The organism is Aliidiomarina soli, assembly GCF_003986975.1.
GTDB classification, from domain to species: domain Bacteria; phylum Pseudomonadota; class Gammaproteobacteria; order Enterobacterales; family Alteromonadaceae; genus Aliidiomarina; species Aliidiomarina soli.
Genome location: NZ_PIPO01000005.1, coordinates 318,501 through 334,330 on the forward strand (window position 1 = coordinate 318,501; position 15,830 = coordinate 334,330).

The 15,830-nt window shown below is 51.8% G+C and carries 16 protein-coding genes; all 16 read left to right on the plus strand.

Features of this window, described 5'->3' with window-relative positions; translation table 11 throughout:
• Positions 1–207 precede the first annotated feature (207 nt).
• On the plus strand, positions 208–837 hold the full coding sequence (locus tag CWE14_RS12315; protein WP_126799646.1) for a LuxR C-terminal-related transcriptional regulator: 630 nt from the start codon (positions 208–210) through the stop codon (positions 835–837).
• Entirely contained in the window at positions 837–1,364 is a 528-nt protein-coding gene (locus tag CWE14_RS12320) for a DUF1285 domain-containing protein (RefSeq protein WP_126799647.1), read from the plus strand. Before CWE14_RS12315 ends, CWE14_RS12320 begins: the two co-directional genes overlap by 1 nt.
• Before the next feature lie 9 nt (positions 1,365–1,373).
• The gene (locus tag CWE14_RS12325) at positions 1,374–2,816 is read left to right on the plus strand and encodes a sigma-54 dependent transcriptional regulator (RefSeq protein ID WP_126799648.1); all 1,443 of its coding nucleotides are present in this window, start codon (positions 1,374–1,376) and stop codon (positions 2,814–2,816) included.
• Positions 2,817–2,898: 82 nt separating this feature from the next.
• Complete coding sequence (locus tag CWE14_RS12330) at positions 2,899–3,906, plus strand: sensor histidine kinase (RefSeq protein ID WP_126799649.1); 1,008 nt, start codon at positions 2,899–2,901, stop codon at positions 3,904–3,906.
• Complete coding sequence (locus CWE14_RS12335; protein ID WP_126799650.1) at positions 3,907–5,307, plus strand: sigma-54-dependent transcriptional regulator; 1,401 nt, start codon at positions 3,907–3,909, stop codon at positions 5,305–5,307.
• A gap of 124 nt (positions 5,308–5,431) precedes the next feature.
• Complete coding sequence (gene fliE, locus CWE14_RS12340; RefSeq protein WP_126790012.1) at positions 5,432–5,761, plus strand: flagellar hook-basal body complex protein FliE; 330 nt, start codon at positions 5,432–5,434, stop codon at positions 5,759–5,761.
• A gap of 29 nt (positions 5,762–5,790) precedes the next feature.
• Entirely contained in the window at positions 5,791–7,506 is a 1,716-nt protein-coding gene (gene fliF / locus CWE14_RS12345; RefSeq protein ID WP_126799651.1) for a flagellar basal-body MS-ring/collar protein FliF, read from the plus strand.
• Positions 7,499–8,569: a flagellar motor switch protein FliG gene (fliG, locus tag CWE14_RS12350; protein ID WP_126790010.1), complete on the plus strand. Its 1,071-nt coding sequence runs from the start codon at positions 7,499–7,501 to the stop codon at positions 8,567–8,569. The genes fliF and fliG overlap by 8 nt, the downstream gene beginning before the upstream one ends.
• Positions 8,570–8,582: 13 nt before the next feature.
• Positions 8,583–9,569, plus strand: a complete 987-nt coding sequence (gene fliH, locus CWE14_RS12355) for a flagellar assembly protein FliH (protein ID WP_126799652.1) — start codon at positions 8,583–8,585, stop codon at positions 9,567–9,569.
• Positions 9,553–10,887 carry a flagellar protein export ATPase FliI gene (gene fliI / locus CWE14_RS12360; RefSeq protein ID WP_126799653.1) on the plus strand — a complete coding sequence of 445 codons (1,335 nt, stop codon included), beginning with the start codon at positions 9,553–9,555 and terminating at the stop codon, positions 10,885–10,887. The genes fliH and fliI overlap by 17 nt, the downstream gene beginning before the upstream one ends.
• A 16-nt stretch (positions 10,888–10,903) precedes the next feature.
• The gene (gene fliJ, locus CWE14_RS12365) at positions 10,904–11,356 is read left to right on the plus strand and encodes a flagellar export protein FliJ (RefSeq protein ID WP_126790007.1); all 453 of its coding nucleotides are present in this window, start codon (positions 10,904–10,906) and stop codon (positions 11,354–11,356) included.
• 88 nt (positions 11,357–11,444) lie between these two features.
• Complete coding sequence (locus tag CWE14_RS12370) at positions 11,445–13,118, plus strand: flagellar hook-length control protein FliK (RefSeq protein ID WP_126799654.1); 1,674 nt, start codon at positions 11,445–11,447, stop codon at positions 13,116–13,118.
• A 39-nt stretch (positions 13,119–13,157) separates the two neighbouring features.
• Positions 13,158–13,664, plus strand: coding sequence for a flagellar basal body-associated FliL family protein (locus tag CWE14_RS12375; protein ID WP_126799655.1), 507 nt, complete (start codon positions 13,158–13,160; stop codon positions 13,662–13,664).
• 205 nt (positions 13,665–13,869) lie between these two features.
• A complete protein-coding gene (gene fliM, locus CWE14_RS12380; protein WP_126790004.1) occupies positions 13,870–14,940 on the plus strand; it encodes a flagellar motor switch protein FliM in 1,071 nt (356 codons plus the stop codon).
• A 26-nt stretch (positions 14,941–14,966) separates the two neighbouring features.
• Positions 14,967–15,404 carry a flagellar motor switch protein FliN gene (gene fliN / locus CWE14_RS12385; protein WP_198675754.1) on the plus strand — a complete coding sequence of 146 codons (438 nt, stop codon included), beginning with the start codon at positions 14,967–14,969 and terminating at the stop codon, positions 15,402–15,404.
• Positions 15,405–15,459: 55 nt separating this feature from the next.
• Positions 15,460–15,807, plus strand: coding sequence for a flagellar biosynthetic protein FliO (gene fliO, locus CWE14_RS12390; protein WP_126799656.1), 348 nt, complete (start codon positions 15,460–15,462; stop codon positions 15,805–15,807).
• Positions 15,808–15,830 lie beyond the last annotated feature (23 nt).

The following is a 15,830-nucleotide window of genomic DNA, read 5'->3' on the forward strand; positions in this document are numbered from 1 at the left end:
AAGCTCTTAACATTGGTATAGGATATTTGTTAAAGTAATAAAAATTAGCATGACCTAATCACTATGCGGAAAGTTAAACAGATGGGTTTTTACGTTATCTGTTGAGTTTGACGCGCTGGCCAGGATGCCTTAGTGGTTACAACATGTACGCTGTGACCTCTGCCAATTGCAGATAACATCAAATAACAATAGCGAAGCTTGGTTACAATGAAAATACTTATTCTAGATCCACAGTTTTTGACGCGTTCTGGGTTGATCCATCTGCTAACCAGTTATAGCGAGAAAGTCTCTATTTACGAAGCGGATAGCTTTGCTGTTGCGCAAAACTACCTCGCCAGCGGCGAAAGCTATGACATGATTTTTGCTGAGCTGGATTTGCCTGATCTTGATCACCGGGATATTACCCAGAAGCTTTATAGTCTGGCGCCCCAGAGTCACATCGTTCTGTTCACCTGGCGACAGCACAATGCAGATATTCGTCACGCTCTGGTTCAGGGGGCGCGCAGTTATTTGTGCAAGGGTTCGGTAGCAGAGCAAATGAAACTGGCAATTCACGGCTTGCTGCAAGGTCGAGAGTATTTACCAGCAGAAACCAGCAATACGAGCTCGGGACATGGTGCGCGCAACGACATTGAGCGCCATTTATCACCCCGTCAGCAAGAAATCATGCAGTTGCTGGCACAGGGACTGTCGAATAAGGAAATCGCTAATATTCTGGGCATCACCGAGGGCACCATTCGGGTGCACTTATCGGCCATCTTTAAAGCGATTAAGGTTTCGAACCGTACCGAAGCAACCCTTTGGTATTTATTGCGGCAAAACAAGCTCAGTGCGTAATGGTCGATCTTAAAACCCTGCAGGGGTCGCTCAGCGATTACCAACGACCACCACTGGAAAAGTGGAATCCCCCGTTCTGTGGCGACATCGACATCTGTATTAAGCAGGATGGTCGCTGGTTTTATCAGGGCAGCGAAATCACCAGGAACGCCCTGGTCCGGCTTTTTGCCAGTGTGTTATGGAAAGAAAGCGACGACTACTACCTTAAAACGCCAGCCGAGAAAGTGCGCATTGAAGTCGAAGACTTACCTTTTGTGGTGGTTGACTGGCAGGTGGGCGACACGCCGCAATCAGCTATCGAAGTAAGCACTAACACTGGGGAAAGATACCAGCTTAGCGAGTCACATCCTCTAATTCTGCATAATAAACAACCGGCTGTTCAAATTCGTGACGGTTTTTTGGCGCGCGTCCACAGAAACGTGTATTATCAGTGGGCTGAATTGGTGACCCCGGCACAAAAAGGGGAAGCCGACGGTTTTTATCTACAGAGTGGAAGCTGTAGATTTTACTTTGGACCAGCGTCATAAGGCTAGTGGATGCAACATAACAAAACCATTTATTTAATCGATGAGTCGGACGAACGCTGTCAGCGCCTGGCATCATTGTTCGAATTTATTGGTGAACGTCCGCGATTACTGGCTGCCAGTCAGTTAGAAAAACAAGTCAAACAAAATGGTTTTCCGTTCTGCATGGTCGTAGGGGCCGTGCCCGATGCCTCCGCATTGGCCAAAAAGTTGCCGCGCGTTCCGGTGTTGGTCACCGAAGAAAGAGCCGGCGCAACTTTGTCGTCTGCCAATGTGGTCGGACAGATTAGTAGTTGCGTGAATTATTCCGAGCTTACCCAGTTACTCCATTATTGCCATGAATATCACCGACAACGGCCAACTCCCGCCAATAGTATGCTGGGTGAAGGGCATCACCTTGAACTCATGCGTGCATTAGTTGGCCAAAGTCAGGGCATTGAAGAGGTTCGTACCCTTATTACTCAGGTCGCCACGACCCAGGCGAATGTACTTATTCTGGGCGAGTCAGGCACAGGTAAAGAAGTCACCGCACGCAGTATCCATGAACTCTCCTCGCGCCATGAAGGCCCTTTTGTTCCGGTTAATTGCGGTGCTATTCCAGGTGATTTGCTGGAAAGTGAATTATTTGGCCACGAGAAAGGCGCCTTCACCGGTGCTATCAGTACCCGTAAAGGGCGCTTTGAAATGGCCCAGGGCGGCACGCTGTTTCTGGATGAAATCGGCGACATGCCAATGCCGATGCAGGTAAAACTGCTGCGCGTATTACAGGAACGGGTGTTTGAACGGGTCGGCGGCTCACGTCCAATTGAGGCGGATGTCCGTATTATTGCTGCCACCCACCGTAAACTGGATAACATGATCAAGCATGGCCAGTTCCGCGAAGATCTCTATTACCGGCTCAATGTATTTCCGGTTGAAATGCCCTCGCTACGCGACCGTCAGGAAGATATCCCGCTATTAGTGACTGAGCTGCTGCGGCGGCTGCACACCAATCAGGGCTTGACGCTGAAGTTCACTGACCATGCCACGGCCTCGTTGTGTCAGCATCACTGGCCCGGTAACGTACGTGAACTGGCTAATTTAATTGAACGTATGAGCATTACTCATCCGGACGGCGTGGTCGATGTGCATGATCTGCCGGTTAAATACCGGCACGTTGATGCGCCACAGTTTGTTGCTGAGTACGTCGACGGCCTCGATGAACGAGATGCTTTGAATGCGCTTTTCAGTGACGACAGCATGAACGACGGCCTGTCCGCGCAGGACGGGCGTACCGAACTACCTGCCGAGGGTGTTGATCTGAAAGCACTTCTGGGTGAGCTTGAAGTTGATTTAATCGAACAGGCCCTGGACCAAACGGAATGGGTGGTGGCGCGAGCCGCTGAGCTTTTGAAAATGCGTCGCACCACGCTGGTAGAAAAAATGCGTAAGTACAGCCTGAAACGGGATGAGTAGAAGGCTGGCGTCAAAAATCAGTCCCCCAAGCTGGCATAACCGTTGCATTCTCTCGTTCCCTGAGTTGTAGGGGGACATTATCATGACGCAGGCAACTGCGATTTCTTCAGAACTGCCATTAGATGCCGTTTTGGCTGCGATGCCAAATGGGGTCGTTATGCTCGACCCACGCGGCTGTATTAGTCACGCTAATCCTGCCGCTGTGCAATTGCTGGATACCCAGCTGGTGGGTCAGCTATGGCGTGAGATTATTGCGCATACCTTTGCCCCACGCGACGATGACGGCCACGAAGTGTCGTTGGTATCCGGGCGCCGGGTACGGCTTGATATATCAGCCTTAAGTCCGCATCCCGGCCAGCTAATCGTGATTACCGATATGTCGGAAACACGTGCCTTGCAGGCTCGGGTGAGCCAGATGCAGCGTCTCTCCGCAATGGGCCGGATGGTGGCGTCGCTAGCCCATCAGATCCGTACCCCGTTGTCCGCCGCTATGCTGTATGCGCAGAATTTATGCCGCGATAATCTGCCGTTGGTACAACGAACCAAATTCTCCTCCAAGCTAAGTGCCCGACTGCAGGATCTTGAGCAGCAGGTCAATGATATGCTGTTGTTTGCCAAAAGTGGCGAACAACTCCCGGTTGAACGCCTGCAACTGAACACGGTATTAGAAACCGTGCGCGAGCAGGTCGACGTCATCGCTGAACGCACGCAGATAAGTTTTGAAGTAGTACCAGCTGAGCAGGATGCCAGTTTTCTTGGCAACCAGTCGGCCTTGACCAGCGCGTTGCAAAATTTGATTATAAATGCATTTGAAGCGTGCAGTGCAGGCTGTAGGGTAGTGCTCTACGCACAAACAGACGACGAAGAGCTGTATATAGGCGTGAGTGACGATGGCCCGGGTATCGCCAGTACCGATTTAGAACAGATATTTACCCCGTTTTTCACCCGCAAGTCACAGGGCACAGGCCTTGGTTTAGCGGTGGTGAAATCGGTAGCGAAAGCCCATCAGGGGGATGTACAGGTACGTAGTGAGGTAGGACGGGGGACCACATTCAGGTTTGTCCTGCCTCGTTATCAGGGGGAACAGTAAATGACCGATGATCGTCAGATCTTGATCGTGGAAGATGATAAAAACTTGCAGGAAGCCATTGTCGATACATTGGAGCTGGAAGGGTTTAATTGCGTAACGGCTGACTCTGCGGAGCAGGCGTTACTGACCTTAAAAGACGAAGCCATTGATATGGTCATCTCCGATGTACAGATGCCAGGCCTGAGTGGTTTGCAACTGTTGCAGAGCATGCAAAGCCAGGGGTTGGTGATTCCAACTCTGATGATGACGGCGTACGCGAAGGTTGATGATGCGGTGATCGCAATGCGCGCTGGTGCGCTGGACTACCTTAGTAAACCGTTTTCAACGGAGCGTTTGCTTGAGCTGGTAAGTCGTTACTTACCGCCCCGTTCTACGACCAAAGGTCAGCCGGTGGTGGGAGACAGTTACAGTGAGCAAATGCTCAAACTGGCGAAGCGGGTTGCCAACACCGATGCCACTGTGATGATTACAGGACCGAGTGGCTCGGGTAAGGAAGTTCTGTCTCAGTATATTCATCAACAGTCGGCACGCAGTGAAGGGCCTTTCATTGCTATCAACTGCGCGGCGATCCCGGAAAATATGCTTGAAGCGACCCTGTTCGGTTATGAAAAAGGGGCCTTTACTGGTGCGGTACAGGCAATGCCGGGCAAATTCGAACAGGCCCAGGGTGGCACTTTGCTGCTCGATGAAATTACCGAAATGGATCTGGCCTTACAGTCGAAGCTGCTGAGGGTATTACAGGAGCGCCAGGTGGAACGTCTTGGTGGGCGTAAGACAATAGAACTGAATGTGCGGATTATTGCGACCAGTAACCGCGATCTTAAGGCCGCAGTGGCGGATGGCGTTTTCCGCGAAGATTTGTATTACCGCCTAAACGTATTCCCTCTCAGCTGGCGTCCGCTGCAGGACCGTGCCGGCGACATCATTCCCCTGGCTGAGCATCTATTGTCGCGGCACTGCGAGCGAGCGGGTCAGATTGCACCGGTATTAACTGACTGCGCGCGACGCAAGATGCAGAATTATAGCTGGCCGGGCAACGTGCGCGAACTGGAGAATGTGATTCAACGGGCACTGATACTCTTTACCGACGGCGAGATCAAAGCGGATGATCTGTTGCTCGATGATTCTTATGCAGACGAAGCCCCAACGGCGACCAGTGAAGTGCAGGAGAGGGCCGCGCAATCAGGTCTGACAGCGGACTCGCTTGCTGATCCGGTGGACAGAGCAACTCCAGAGCGCCTGGGCAGTGAACTTAAACAACAAGAACAACAAATCATTCTGGATGCGCTGAATCGTTGTAATGGCAAACGCAAGGATGTGGCTGAACAACTCGGAATTAGCGCACGGACGTTACGCTACAAACTGGCGCAGATGCGTGATCAGGGAATTGATCTTCCTTAGATCGTAAATTGATCGTAAAGTTGGCGTCTATTTTGCAGCACTTTGTCATCACAAGCGCATTACAAGCCTGGGCGACTAAAAATTGACACTACCAGGTATTAAGAATTTTTTGGGGGAACCTTCCATGAACATCAAAAGCGACCACTTATACGGTGAAATGCAAAACATGCTGGCGGAAATGCAACCGCAGGCAAGTCAACTCGATCGTGTTAATGCAGGCAATCAGTCACAGACTGAGTTTGGCGGCATGCTGAAATCAGCCATTGATAATATTAACGGCTTGCAGATGGAAGCCGGTGAGTTGCGTAACCGTATGGAAATGGGGGACAGCAGTGTGTCCCTGGCAGAAGTCATGATTGCAGCTCAGAAGTCCAGCATCGCCTTTGAAGCGGGCGTGCAAGTGCGTAACAAAGTAGTTGATGCGTACGAAAAAATCATGAACATGCCAGTCTAAGTGGGCCGTTTGAAGTAGGAGTTTAAAGCATGGCAGAGTCCACGGATCTGGTCGCAGGCAAGCAAGATTTCCCGGCCAATTCAGGGTCAGGCGACAGCGCGACGAACGAAGAGCAGAAATCTGGTTTTCTTAGCGGGTTGGGTAACTTTGATGCGTTGCGTCAGATCATAATTGTGGTGGCGCTGGCGATATGTGTCGCCATTGCGATCTTTATCATGCTTTGGGTACAAGAGCCGGATTACCGTCCGCTGGGTGAGCTGGAAACCGCGGAACTGGTTGAAACCCTGGATTTCATGGACGCTAACCGTCATGAATACCGGGTCGAAGGCAACACCGTGTATGTGCGCTCGGACCGCTATGCGGATATTCGCCTGCAGATGACCCGTCAGGGTATGGGCCCAGCCCATAGCAGCACGGGTGATGATTTCCTGATGCAGGATCCAGGCTTTGGTGTGTCCCAGCGTCTTGAGTCTGAACGACTGAAGCATTCCCGTGAACAGCAGCTGGCTCGTACTATTGAACAAATGCAATCGGTCGATAAGGCACGCGTCTTATTGGCGGTTCCGCGCGAGAACGTGTTTGCGCGCCGCGAGCGGCAACCCAGTGCCAGTGTCATGCTGAACATCCGTCGCGCTCAGTTAAACCGCGAAGAGATCGACTCAGTGGTTGACCTGGTCGCGTCAGCAGTTCCGCAGCTACAAACCAATCAGGTAACGGTGACCGACCAGAATGGTCGCCTGTTACATTCCGGTTCGCGCAACCAGCTTTCCGCTCAGGCGCGCCGTGAATACGAAATTGCGCGGCAACGCGAACAGGAATACCTGGATAAGATCGACAACATTTTGTCGCCTGTATTGGGCTATGGAAATTACACCTCGCAAGTCGACGTAACCATGGACTTTACCCAGGTTGAGCAAACCCAGCGAACCTTTAATCCCGACTTACCTGCTGTTCGTTCAGAAATGATTATTGAAGATAATACAGTGGGCAGCTCGATAGGCGGAATTCCCGGTGCTTTGAGTAACCAGCCTCCCCTTGAATCGGATATTCCGGAAGAAGTAGGCCCCGGAATGGCGGGTGCTGTGGTACCGGGACGCAATCATCGCGAGCAAACCCGCAACTACGAACTTGACCAGACGATCAGCCATACGCGTCAGCAAGTGGGTGTGTTGGAGCGTTTAAGTGTCTCTGTGGCACTGGATTATCGCACTACTACCAATGCTGACGGCGAAGAAGTACGTGAACCCTTCTCAGATGCAGAGCTGGCAAATATTCGCCGCATGCTGATGGCCGGTGTGGGGTACAACATTAACCGTGGTGACAATGTTGAAGTGGTCGCCTTTCCGTTTATCAACGAACCATTATTCGCCGAGGCTGGTGAAGCCTGGTGGGAAGAAGCATGGTTCTGGCGTCTGGTTCGACTTGGCGCTGGTGTTCTGGTTATTACCGTTCTGATTATGACGGTCGTTCGTCCGATGCTGCGTAAGCTGATTTACCCAGACGAAACAGCGGATGATGGTATCGATGAGTTGCTGGCGCGGGATGAAGATCTCGGCGATGAAACTATCGATATGCTAACCGAACAATTTGACAGCGACAGTATCGGCTTCTCGCCGGATGGCACGTTACAGCTGCCAGATCTGCATAAAGATGAGGATCTGCTAAAAGCTGTTCGTGCTCTGGTGGCGAATGAGCCAGAGTTGTCCTCACAAGTGGTAAAAGCGTGGTTGAACGAAGATGTCTGAAGTTGATGTTAAAACAAAACGTCGTACGCTTGCTCGTATCGAAGAAGACGAAGCTTTTGATGTCCATAAACTGAGTGGCGTTGAGAAATCAGCTATTTTGCTACTGAGTTTGTCCGAAGAGGACGCGGCACAGATCTTAAAGCACCTGGAACCCAAGCAGGTGCAACGGGTCGGTATGGCGATGGCCAGCCTGGAAGACTTTAGTCAGGAAAAGGTTAACGCGGTACACAGCCTGTTCCTTGAACAGATTCAGGAATTCACCACCATTGGCTTCAAGAGTGAAGAGTTTGTGCGTAAAGCACTTACCGCTGCTCTGGGTGAAGACAAAGCCGGTAACCTTATTGAACAGATCGTTATGGGCAGTGGCTCGAAAGGTCTGGACTCGCTTAAATGGATGGACTCCAAGCAGGTTGCCACGCTTATTCGTAATGAACACCCGCAGATCCAAACCATTGTTTTATCCTACCTCGACCCTGAGCAGTCGGCAGAAATCATGGCCCAGTTCAGTGAAAAAGTGCGCCTGGATTTGATGATGCGGATTGCCAACCTGGAAGAAGTACAACCAGCTGCATTGCAGGAGTTGAACGAGATTATGGAGAAACAGTTTGCCGGCCAGTCAGGCGCTCAGGCTGCGAAAATGGGCGGCTTGAAAGCAGCTGCAAATATCATGAACTATCTGGATACTTCAGTCGAAGGTCCATTGATGGATTCAATTCGCGAGCAAGACGAAGAACTCAGTCAGCAGATTCAGGATCTTATGTTTGTGTTCGAGAACCTTATCGATGTCGACGACCGTGGTATTCAGACTCTGCTGCGTGAAGTTGAAGGTGAAGTACTGCAGAAAGCACTGAAAGGTACTGACGATCGGCTTAAGGCAAAAATATTCCGCAATATGTCGAAACGTGCCGCTGAACTTTTACAGGATGATCTGGAGGCGATGGGGCCAGTGCGGATCAGTGATGTCGAAGCAGCACAGAAAGATATCCTGGCGACAGCACGGCGCCTGGCAGATTCAGGCGAACTGATGCTTGGTGGTGGTAGCAACGAAGAATTCTTATTCTAATTGAGGAGCGGGTATGAGTGATTCGCGCCGCCCTCAAAAGGGCGACCAGCCTGCACGTTGGGAATATCCTGATATAACCAGCGACGAATACATTACCTCAATGCGGCGCAATGCGGTGAACAAACCGATGCGCTGGCAGTTTGAACCGCCGGAACCAGAACCGGCAGAAGAGGAAGACGAAGCTCCCCAACTGACAGCAGAGATGCTCGAAGCAATTCGTGAAGAGGCGCGCCAGGAGGGGATCGCGGAAGGCCGTGAAGAAGGTCTGAAAAGCGGCCATGAAGAGGGCTTTAAGCAAGGGTATGACGAAGGCCTGTTAGCTGGTAAGAGTGCTGGTGAAGCGGAAGCTGCCGCAGCCGGTGAACAATTGCAGCAGGAACTGAGTCTGCGTTGGCAACAGCTTTTCGAACACATGCGTCAACCCGCACTGCAAATCAATGAAGGTGTCGAACGTCAACTGGTAACCATGACAGCGACGCTGGCGCAAGCGATCTGTATGCACGAAGTGGAGACCAACCCGAGTATTATTCAGCAGGTGGTGCAACACGCGGTGACAGACCTTACTGAACAGGCCGGTCAGCTGAAAATCGCATTGCACCCCTTAGATATTGAGCTCATTAAGCAGCGCTGGAATGAGCAGGAGCTGACTGAGTTGGGCTGGCGTATCGAACAGGACGCGAGCCTGACGCGCGGCGGGTGTGTGGTGACAACCCCGGTGACGCGGGTGGATGCGACGCTTGAGTCACGTATTAACGATGTATTTAAGTATTACATCAAGGGGCTGAAAGGTTCGGATGGCCAGCCTATGCGGTCTGAGCCTCAGGTCGATGCCGTTGAGCAACAGCGAAGCAAGCAACACGCTGAGGCTGAACAGAAGGCACAGGCTGAACAAGCGGCGGCTGCGGCACAAAAACCGGCAGACTCCGAGCAGGACCCGCAAGCAACAGAGCAGGCAGCAACGGAGCAACCACAAGGCGATAGCAATGGGCGCAATGAATGAACTGGAGCGTCGCCTAGCCGCTCGTCAGCAATATATTCGTCCAGCCCGGCTGCAAACTAGTGGCCGTCTGACCCGTGTCGTTGGCCTCACCTTCGAAGCCATTGGCTGTCGTGCCTCAATCGGCTCGCTGTGCTCGGTGGAAACCAGTCAGGGCGAGGTGATCGCCGAAGTTGTAGGTTTCGATGACGATGTTCTTTATCTGATGCCCGCTGATGACGCCCACGGTGTTATCCCGGGTGCAAAAGTGCGTCCCTTGCTCGACCAGGCAGGTATTCCGCTTGGGATTGAGCTTCTGGGGCGGGTGATTGACGGCGCTGGTAACCCGCTTGATGGACTGGGCCCGATAGAGACAGCCCGCCGTGGTTCCCGTCAACGAGAAAAGATAAACCCGTTAGCGCGCCGCCCGGTGCGCGAACCCCTCGACGTTGGTGTCACCGCTATTAATGCATTGCTAACGGTAGGCAAAGGCCAGCGCATGGGGCTTTTCGCCGGCAGTGGTGTGGGTAAAAGTGTGTTGTTGGGGATGATGACGAGGGGGTCAACCGCTGACGTTATCGTGGTCGGCTTAATTGGTGAACGGGGCCGCGAAGTAAAAGAATTTATTGAAGACATTCTCGGTGAAGAAGGCCGCCGTCGCAGTGTTGTCATTGCCTCTCCGGCGGATCAGTCGCCGTTAATGCGTTTACGTGGTTGCGAAACCGCAGCTCAGATCGCCGAGTACTTCCGTGATCAGGGCCTTAATGTACTCTTGCTGATGGATTCGTTAACCCGTTATGCGATGGCGCAACGGGAAATTGCTTTGGCAATTGGTGAGCCCCCGGCGACCAAAGGGTATCCGCCCTCGGTATTTGCCCGTCTGCCTGCGTTGGTTGAGCGAGCTGGCAATGGGGGTGATGGACAGGGCTCTATTACCGCATTTTATACGGTACTCACTGAAGGCGATGATATGCAGGACCCGATTGCGGATTCTGCGCGCGCAATATTGGACGGCCATGTCGTGCTTAGTCGGCGTCTGGCCGAGCAGGGTCATTATCCGGCTATCGATATAGAGGCGTCCGTGAGCCGGGTTATGCCACAGGTTATTTCGCCACAGCATTTACAGAATGCGATGGCGGTTAAGCAGATTTATTCCAGTTACCAACAAAATCGTGATCTGATAAGTATTGGTGCCTATGCGAAAGGGTCTGACCCGCGTGTTGATCAGGCGATCCAGTTGATGCCAATGGTCGAGCGATTTCTGCAACAGGGTATGCTCGATGTCTCGCCTTTCGATGACTGCGTGTCAGTTTTGGCTCAACTTGCTGAGCGGGTACGCTAGCTACCGGAGGTAAACGATGCAGGACAAGTCACTTTACCTGGTTCTCGATATGGAAAAGAAGCGAGAAGACCAGGCCGCAGTTCGCTTACAGCAGGCGCGTCAGCAATGTGAAATGCAGCGCAGTCGACTGGCTGGCCTTGAGCAGTATCGTACCGAGTATCTGAACAGCGCGCTTGAGCGAGGGCAGGGCGGCCTGCAGTCAATGCGCTTCGGTCATTACCACGCGTTTATTGGCAAACTGGATGAAGGTATTGGCCAACAGCGAATTAAATTACAGCGACTGGAACAGGTCGTGACCGACCGTCAGCAGTATTGGGTTGAAAAGCAACAGCGACGCAAAGCCATCGAGCATTTGCTGGAGAAAAAGCGACAACAAGCGGCTTTACGCCAGAATCGACGAGAGCAGGCGACGGCTGACGAATATGCAACTCAAGGCTTTATGCGACGTTTGAAACAACAGAAACATTAGTCAGACTCTACAACAAACGTTGGAATGGATATTGCATTTCTTTACTCAGAGATTAGTCAGGCCCTGACATGGCCGAAGAGGTAATGCAATGCAACACATGAACGTAGGACGGACGCCATCAGCAGCTACATCGACTCAGTCGTCAGTAGACCAGCATCGTCAGCCTGGCACGCAGCGAGCCGCCGATGACCGCGGCTTCTCAAGCCAGCTAAGTCAGGCCAATGCCGGCCACCAGTCCAGTGTGAAAAACGCACAGGGTGAACAGGACCGTCGGATGGCGAGTTCCGGGAATAGCGAAAAAAACGGCAAAGCAACGAAAACGGATGAAGCTTCCGTTGCTGGCGTTCAGCAAAAGCTAGGGGAGCTTGAGCTGAAACTTGAAGAGGGTGATACCGTATCCGATGAAAGCTGGCTTGATTTGATTAGTGAAATCAAATCGTTGGCTGAAGGTGGGGTCAGTGAAGGTCAGTTAGACGATCTCAAAGCTCAGTTGCAACAAGCTTTGGACAGCGTAGATGGCGACCTGGCTGGACTGCTTGAAAAGCTGCAGCTCGACTCGTCAATGGTAAGTGAAGATGTGCTGGATATTGACCAGCTGATGGGCGAACTGGAGCAACTCGATTCAGCCGCCCTGGCTGGCTTGCAGGAGAAGCTCAGCCAACTTATTGATGGCGGTAAAGAGGCAGTCACTCAGGCCGAACTGGTAGCTCAGTTGGAGCAACTTGAGAAAGAGGGCGACGGTGAAGTGGCCGACCTGCTTGGCCAGTTGCGAGAGTTGCTAGCGGATGAAAATCTGGATCTGCAGGATCCTGAAACACAGAACCGTCTTGCGGGTATGCTGCAGCAGCTGTCTGATTCCGAGCAAGTAAGTCTGAGCAGCATCGATAATAGTAAGCTTGCAGCCTTTATGCAGGATCTGAATGAGCATATTGAGCAACAGTTGATGCCGCAGAACCGTCGTGAAGGTCTGGCTGGCGAAAGCGGAACCTTAGGGGGCAGAAATTTGCCACCTGCGGCAATGGCGATGAGCGAAGCGGCTCAGCAGTTACGCAACCAGTTGCAAGCTTTAGTGCAGGCACAGAATGAGTCAGCAGATGGCGAATCCACAGACAGTCAGTTTGAAAGCTTACGTCGCATGGTCAGCGAGATGACGCCGGCGTCGACCGCAAACGATGGCCGTGGTCAGCAAGGAAATGCTAATACCGCCTCCAATTTTAATCAGGCATTAAATCAGGCAGGCGCAAATCGTGACGCTCAAGCGGCGCAAAACAGCGAGCGCTCTAACCTGAGTGCGTTTGAAGCGGCCCGGCAAACCCAGCAGGCAGTGGATATCCTCGGTACAGGGGCAGCGAATACATTACGCGAACGGATATCGGTGATGTTCAATACTCGCACCCAGGCGGCAGAAATGCGCCTTGATCCACCGGATCTTGGGCGCTTAAGTATTCGTCTGAATATGAACCAGGAACAGGCATCGGTCAGTTTTCAGGTAACCACGCCGCAGGCGCGTGAGGCACTTGAACAAAGTTTACCGCGCTTACGTGAGTTGCTGCAGGAACAGGGAATCCAACTGGCGGATGCCAATGTCAGTGAACAGCAGAGTGACGGACAGCAACAGGCGGGCGCCTTTAGTGACAACCAGGGGTTCGGCAACGGAGCTGGCGGTGAGTTTGCTGAGGATGCGGACGATATAGCGATTGCTCAGGTCGACGTGCTTGAACAGACTAGTAATAGTGACGGCCGGGTTGATTACTTTGTATAAGCGGCCCACATCATTTACGACATTTAATTAGGGTAGATCATGGCTGAAGAACAGGATCAGGTTCAGGAACAGGAAACTAAAAGCAAGATCGGCTTGATTGCCGGCGGCGTTGTGGTGGTGCTGCTTATTTTAGTGCTTGTCTGGTTTTTCTTTCTGCGCGGGGGCGACCAGCCCTCGGTCAGTGAGCAAGTTGGACCGGAGCAGGTTGCAGCAGATGATTCGGAAAGTGCGCGCTATGTTCCACTACCGAAAGATTTCATTTTTAATGTGGCAGGCGACCGACGTGACCGCATGGCGCAAATCAGTGTGCAATTGATGGTTCGGGGATCGCGGAATGAACGCTTAGCACTGGAAAATATTCCTTTGATTGAAAGTACCTTGCTGGATGTTTTCTCGCGAGCCAGTGCGGACCGCCTGAACTCACCTGAAGGTAAACGCGAGTTGCGGGTGCAGACACTGGACGCGGTGCGTGAAGTCCTGCGCGAGGCGACCAATGGCAGCCCTGTGGTGGAAGAAGTGCTGTTTACCGGCATGGTTTTGCAGTAACCAGCTGCAGTCACCAACGGTACTAAAAACCCGCGATAGAAGGGGTTGATTTAAAGTTGGAACACTAATTGCAGCTTTACTGATAATAAGTGGTAATAACGGTAATGCTAGTAGCAATTAGAACGACAGACTAGCCGCGATCGACCTTTAGTAGTGCTGACGTGCGCCGTGGTTTATAACGAATAACTGAAATAGCGAGCTGAGTATGGCTGTAAGCGATTTACTCTCACAGGATGAAATTGACGCACTATTGCATGGTGTCGATGACGTTGAAGAAGATAGTATCGAAATGTCGGGCGCCGCGTCCGATGCCCTCGATTACGACTTTTCGTCACAGGATCGCATTGTGCGTGGGCGTATGCCAACGCTTGAAATCGTTAATGAGCGCTTTGCCCGTCATATGCGGATAAGCCTCTTTAATATGATGCGTCGCAGTGCCGAGGTGTCAATTAATGGCGTGCAAATGCTCAAATTTGGCGAGTACGTGCATACCTTATTCGTCCCAACCAGTCTTAACATGGTGCGCTTTCGTCCGTTGAAAGGGACCGCGCTGATTACCATGGAAGCGCGTCTGGTCTTTATTCTGGTGGATAACTTCTTTGGTGGTGACGGCCGCTATCATGCCAAGATCGAAGGGCGTGAATTTACTCCCACTGAACGTCGTATCATCCAGATGTTGCTGAAGCTTATCTTTGAGGACTACAAAGAAGCCTGGGCACCGGTTATGGATGTCGGTTTTGAATACCTCGACTCTGAAGTCAATCCGGCGATGGCGAACATTGTTAGCCCGACCGAAGTCATCGTTATTAGCTCGTTCCATATAGAGCTTGATGGCGGCGGTGGTGATTTCCACATTGCGTTGCCTTACTCGATGCTGGAGCCAATACGTGAACTGCTTGACGCGGGTGTACAGAGTGATAAAGAAGACACCGACCTGCGCTGGGGTAAGGCACTACGTGACGAGATCATGGATGTGCCAGTCGAGATTAAAGCCAAGTTACTGGACACAGAGCTGTCCTTACGTGAAGTGATGGATCTGCAGTCGGGCGATATTATTCCGGTCGATATGCCAGAGAACCTGACGGTTTATATCGAAGATCTGCCGACGTTCCGGGCCAAAATGGGCCGTTCACGCGACAATATTGCACTGAAGATTTCGAAGAAGATTCCACGACCAGAAACCGTGAAGTCGGATATCCACATGTTAACCAGAGGCGGACAACGTATCGGTGGCGATGCAGAGTTACAGCAGCTGGAAGAAGATTTTGACGTTTAATAGTAGCCGATAGGCAAGAGGCTTTTATGAGTAACGAAAACGATAACGGAAACAACGGCGAAATGGACGATTGGGAAGAAGCAATGGCTGGTCAGCAAGACCAGGCGGAAGCAGAAACAGAAGCAACAGCAGAAGGTAATGAGGGTGTTAAAACCGCTGATCTGGAAGAGCTGACCGATGAATCGGATAAAAGTCCGGAGGAGCGCCGTAAGCTGGATGCGATTCTGGATATTCCGGTTACCATTTCGATGGAAGTTGGCCGCAGCCAGATCAGTATCCGTAATCTGTTGCAGTTAAACCAGGGCTCAGTGGTTGAACTTGAACGCGTCGCTGGCGAACCATTGGATGTTTTGGTCAACGGCACTTTAATTGCGCATGGCGAAGTGGTTGTTGTAAATGACAAATTTGGTATTCGTTTAACCGATGTCATCAGCCAGCTAGAACGGATCCGCAAACTGCGTTAAGGTATCGGCCTGGCGCCTGCTAGCGTAGCAGGCGCGGGCAACCGACGAGGCACATATGAACCAATCTGGTACTCTCACCATGGCAGATGCAGGGGCAACTTTGTTGATGTTACTGGTGGTGTTAGCGGTTATCGTCGGCCTGGCAGCATTGGTCCGTAAAATGAATATGCGCATGCCAGGTCGGAACGGACCCGTAACGGTACTTAGTTCAGTGTCTATTGGGCCGAAAGAACGTCTGGTGATAGTCGCCGTTGGTGACCAAAAGTTGTTGCTTGGGGTAACCACACAACAAATCCAGCTCTTGCAGACCTTGCCTGATGACTTTAAGGTAAAGGATACACAACAGACAGCATCATCCTCTTTTGCTGAACAGGTATTATCGGCGCTAAAACGTGACCGCTAACCTTTACAGCCGACGGATGCGGA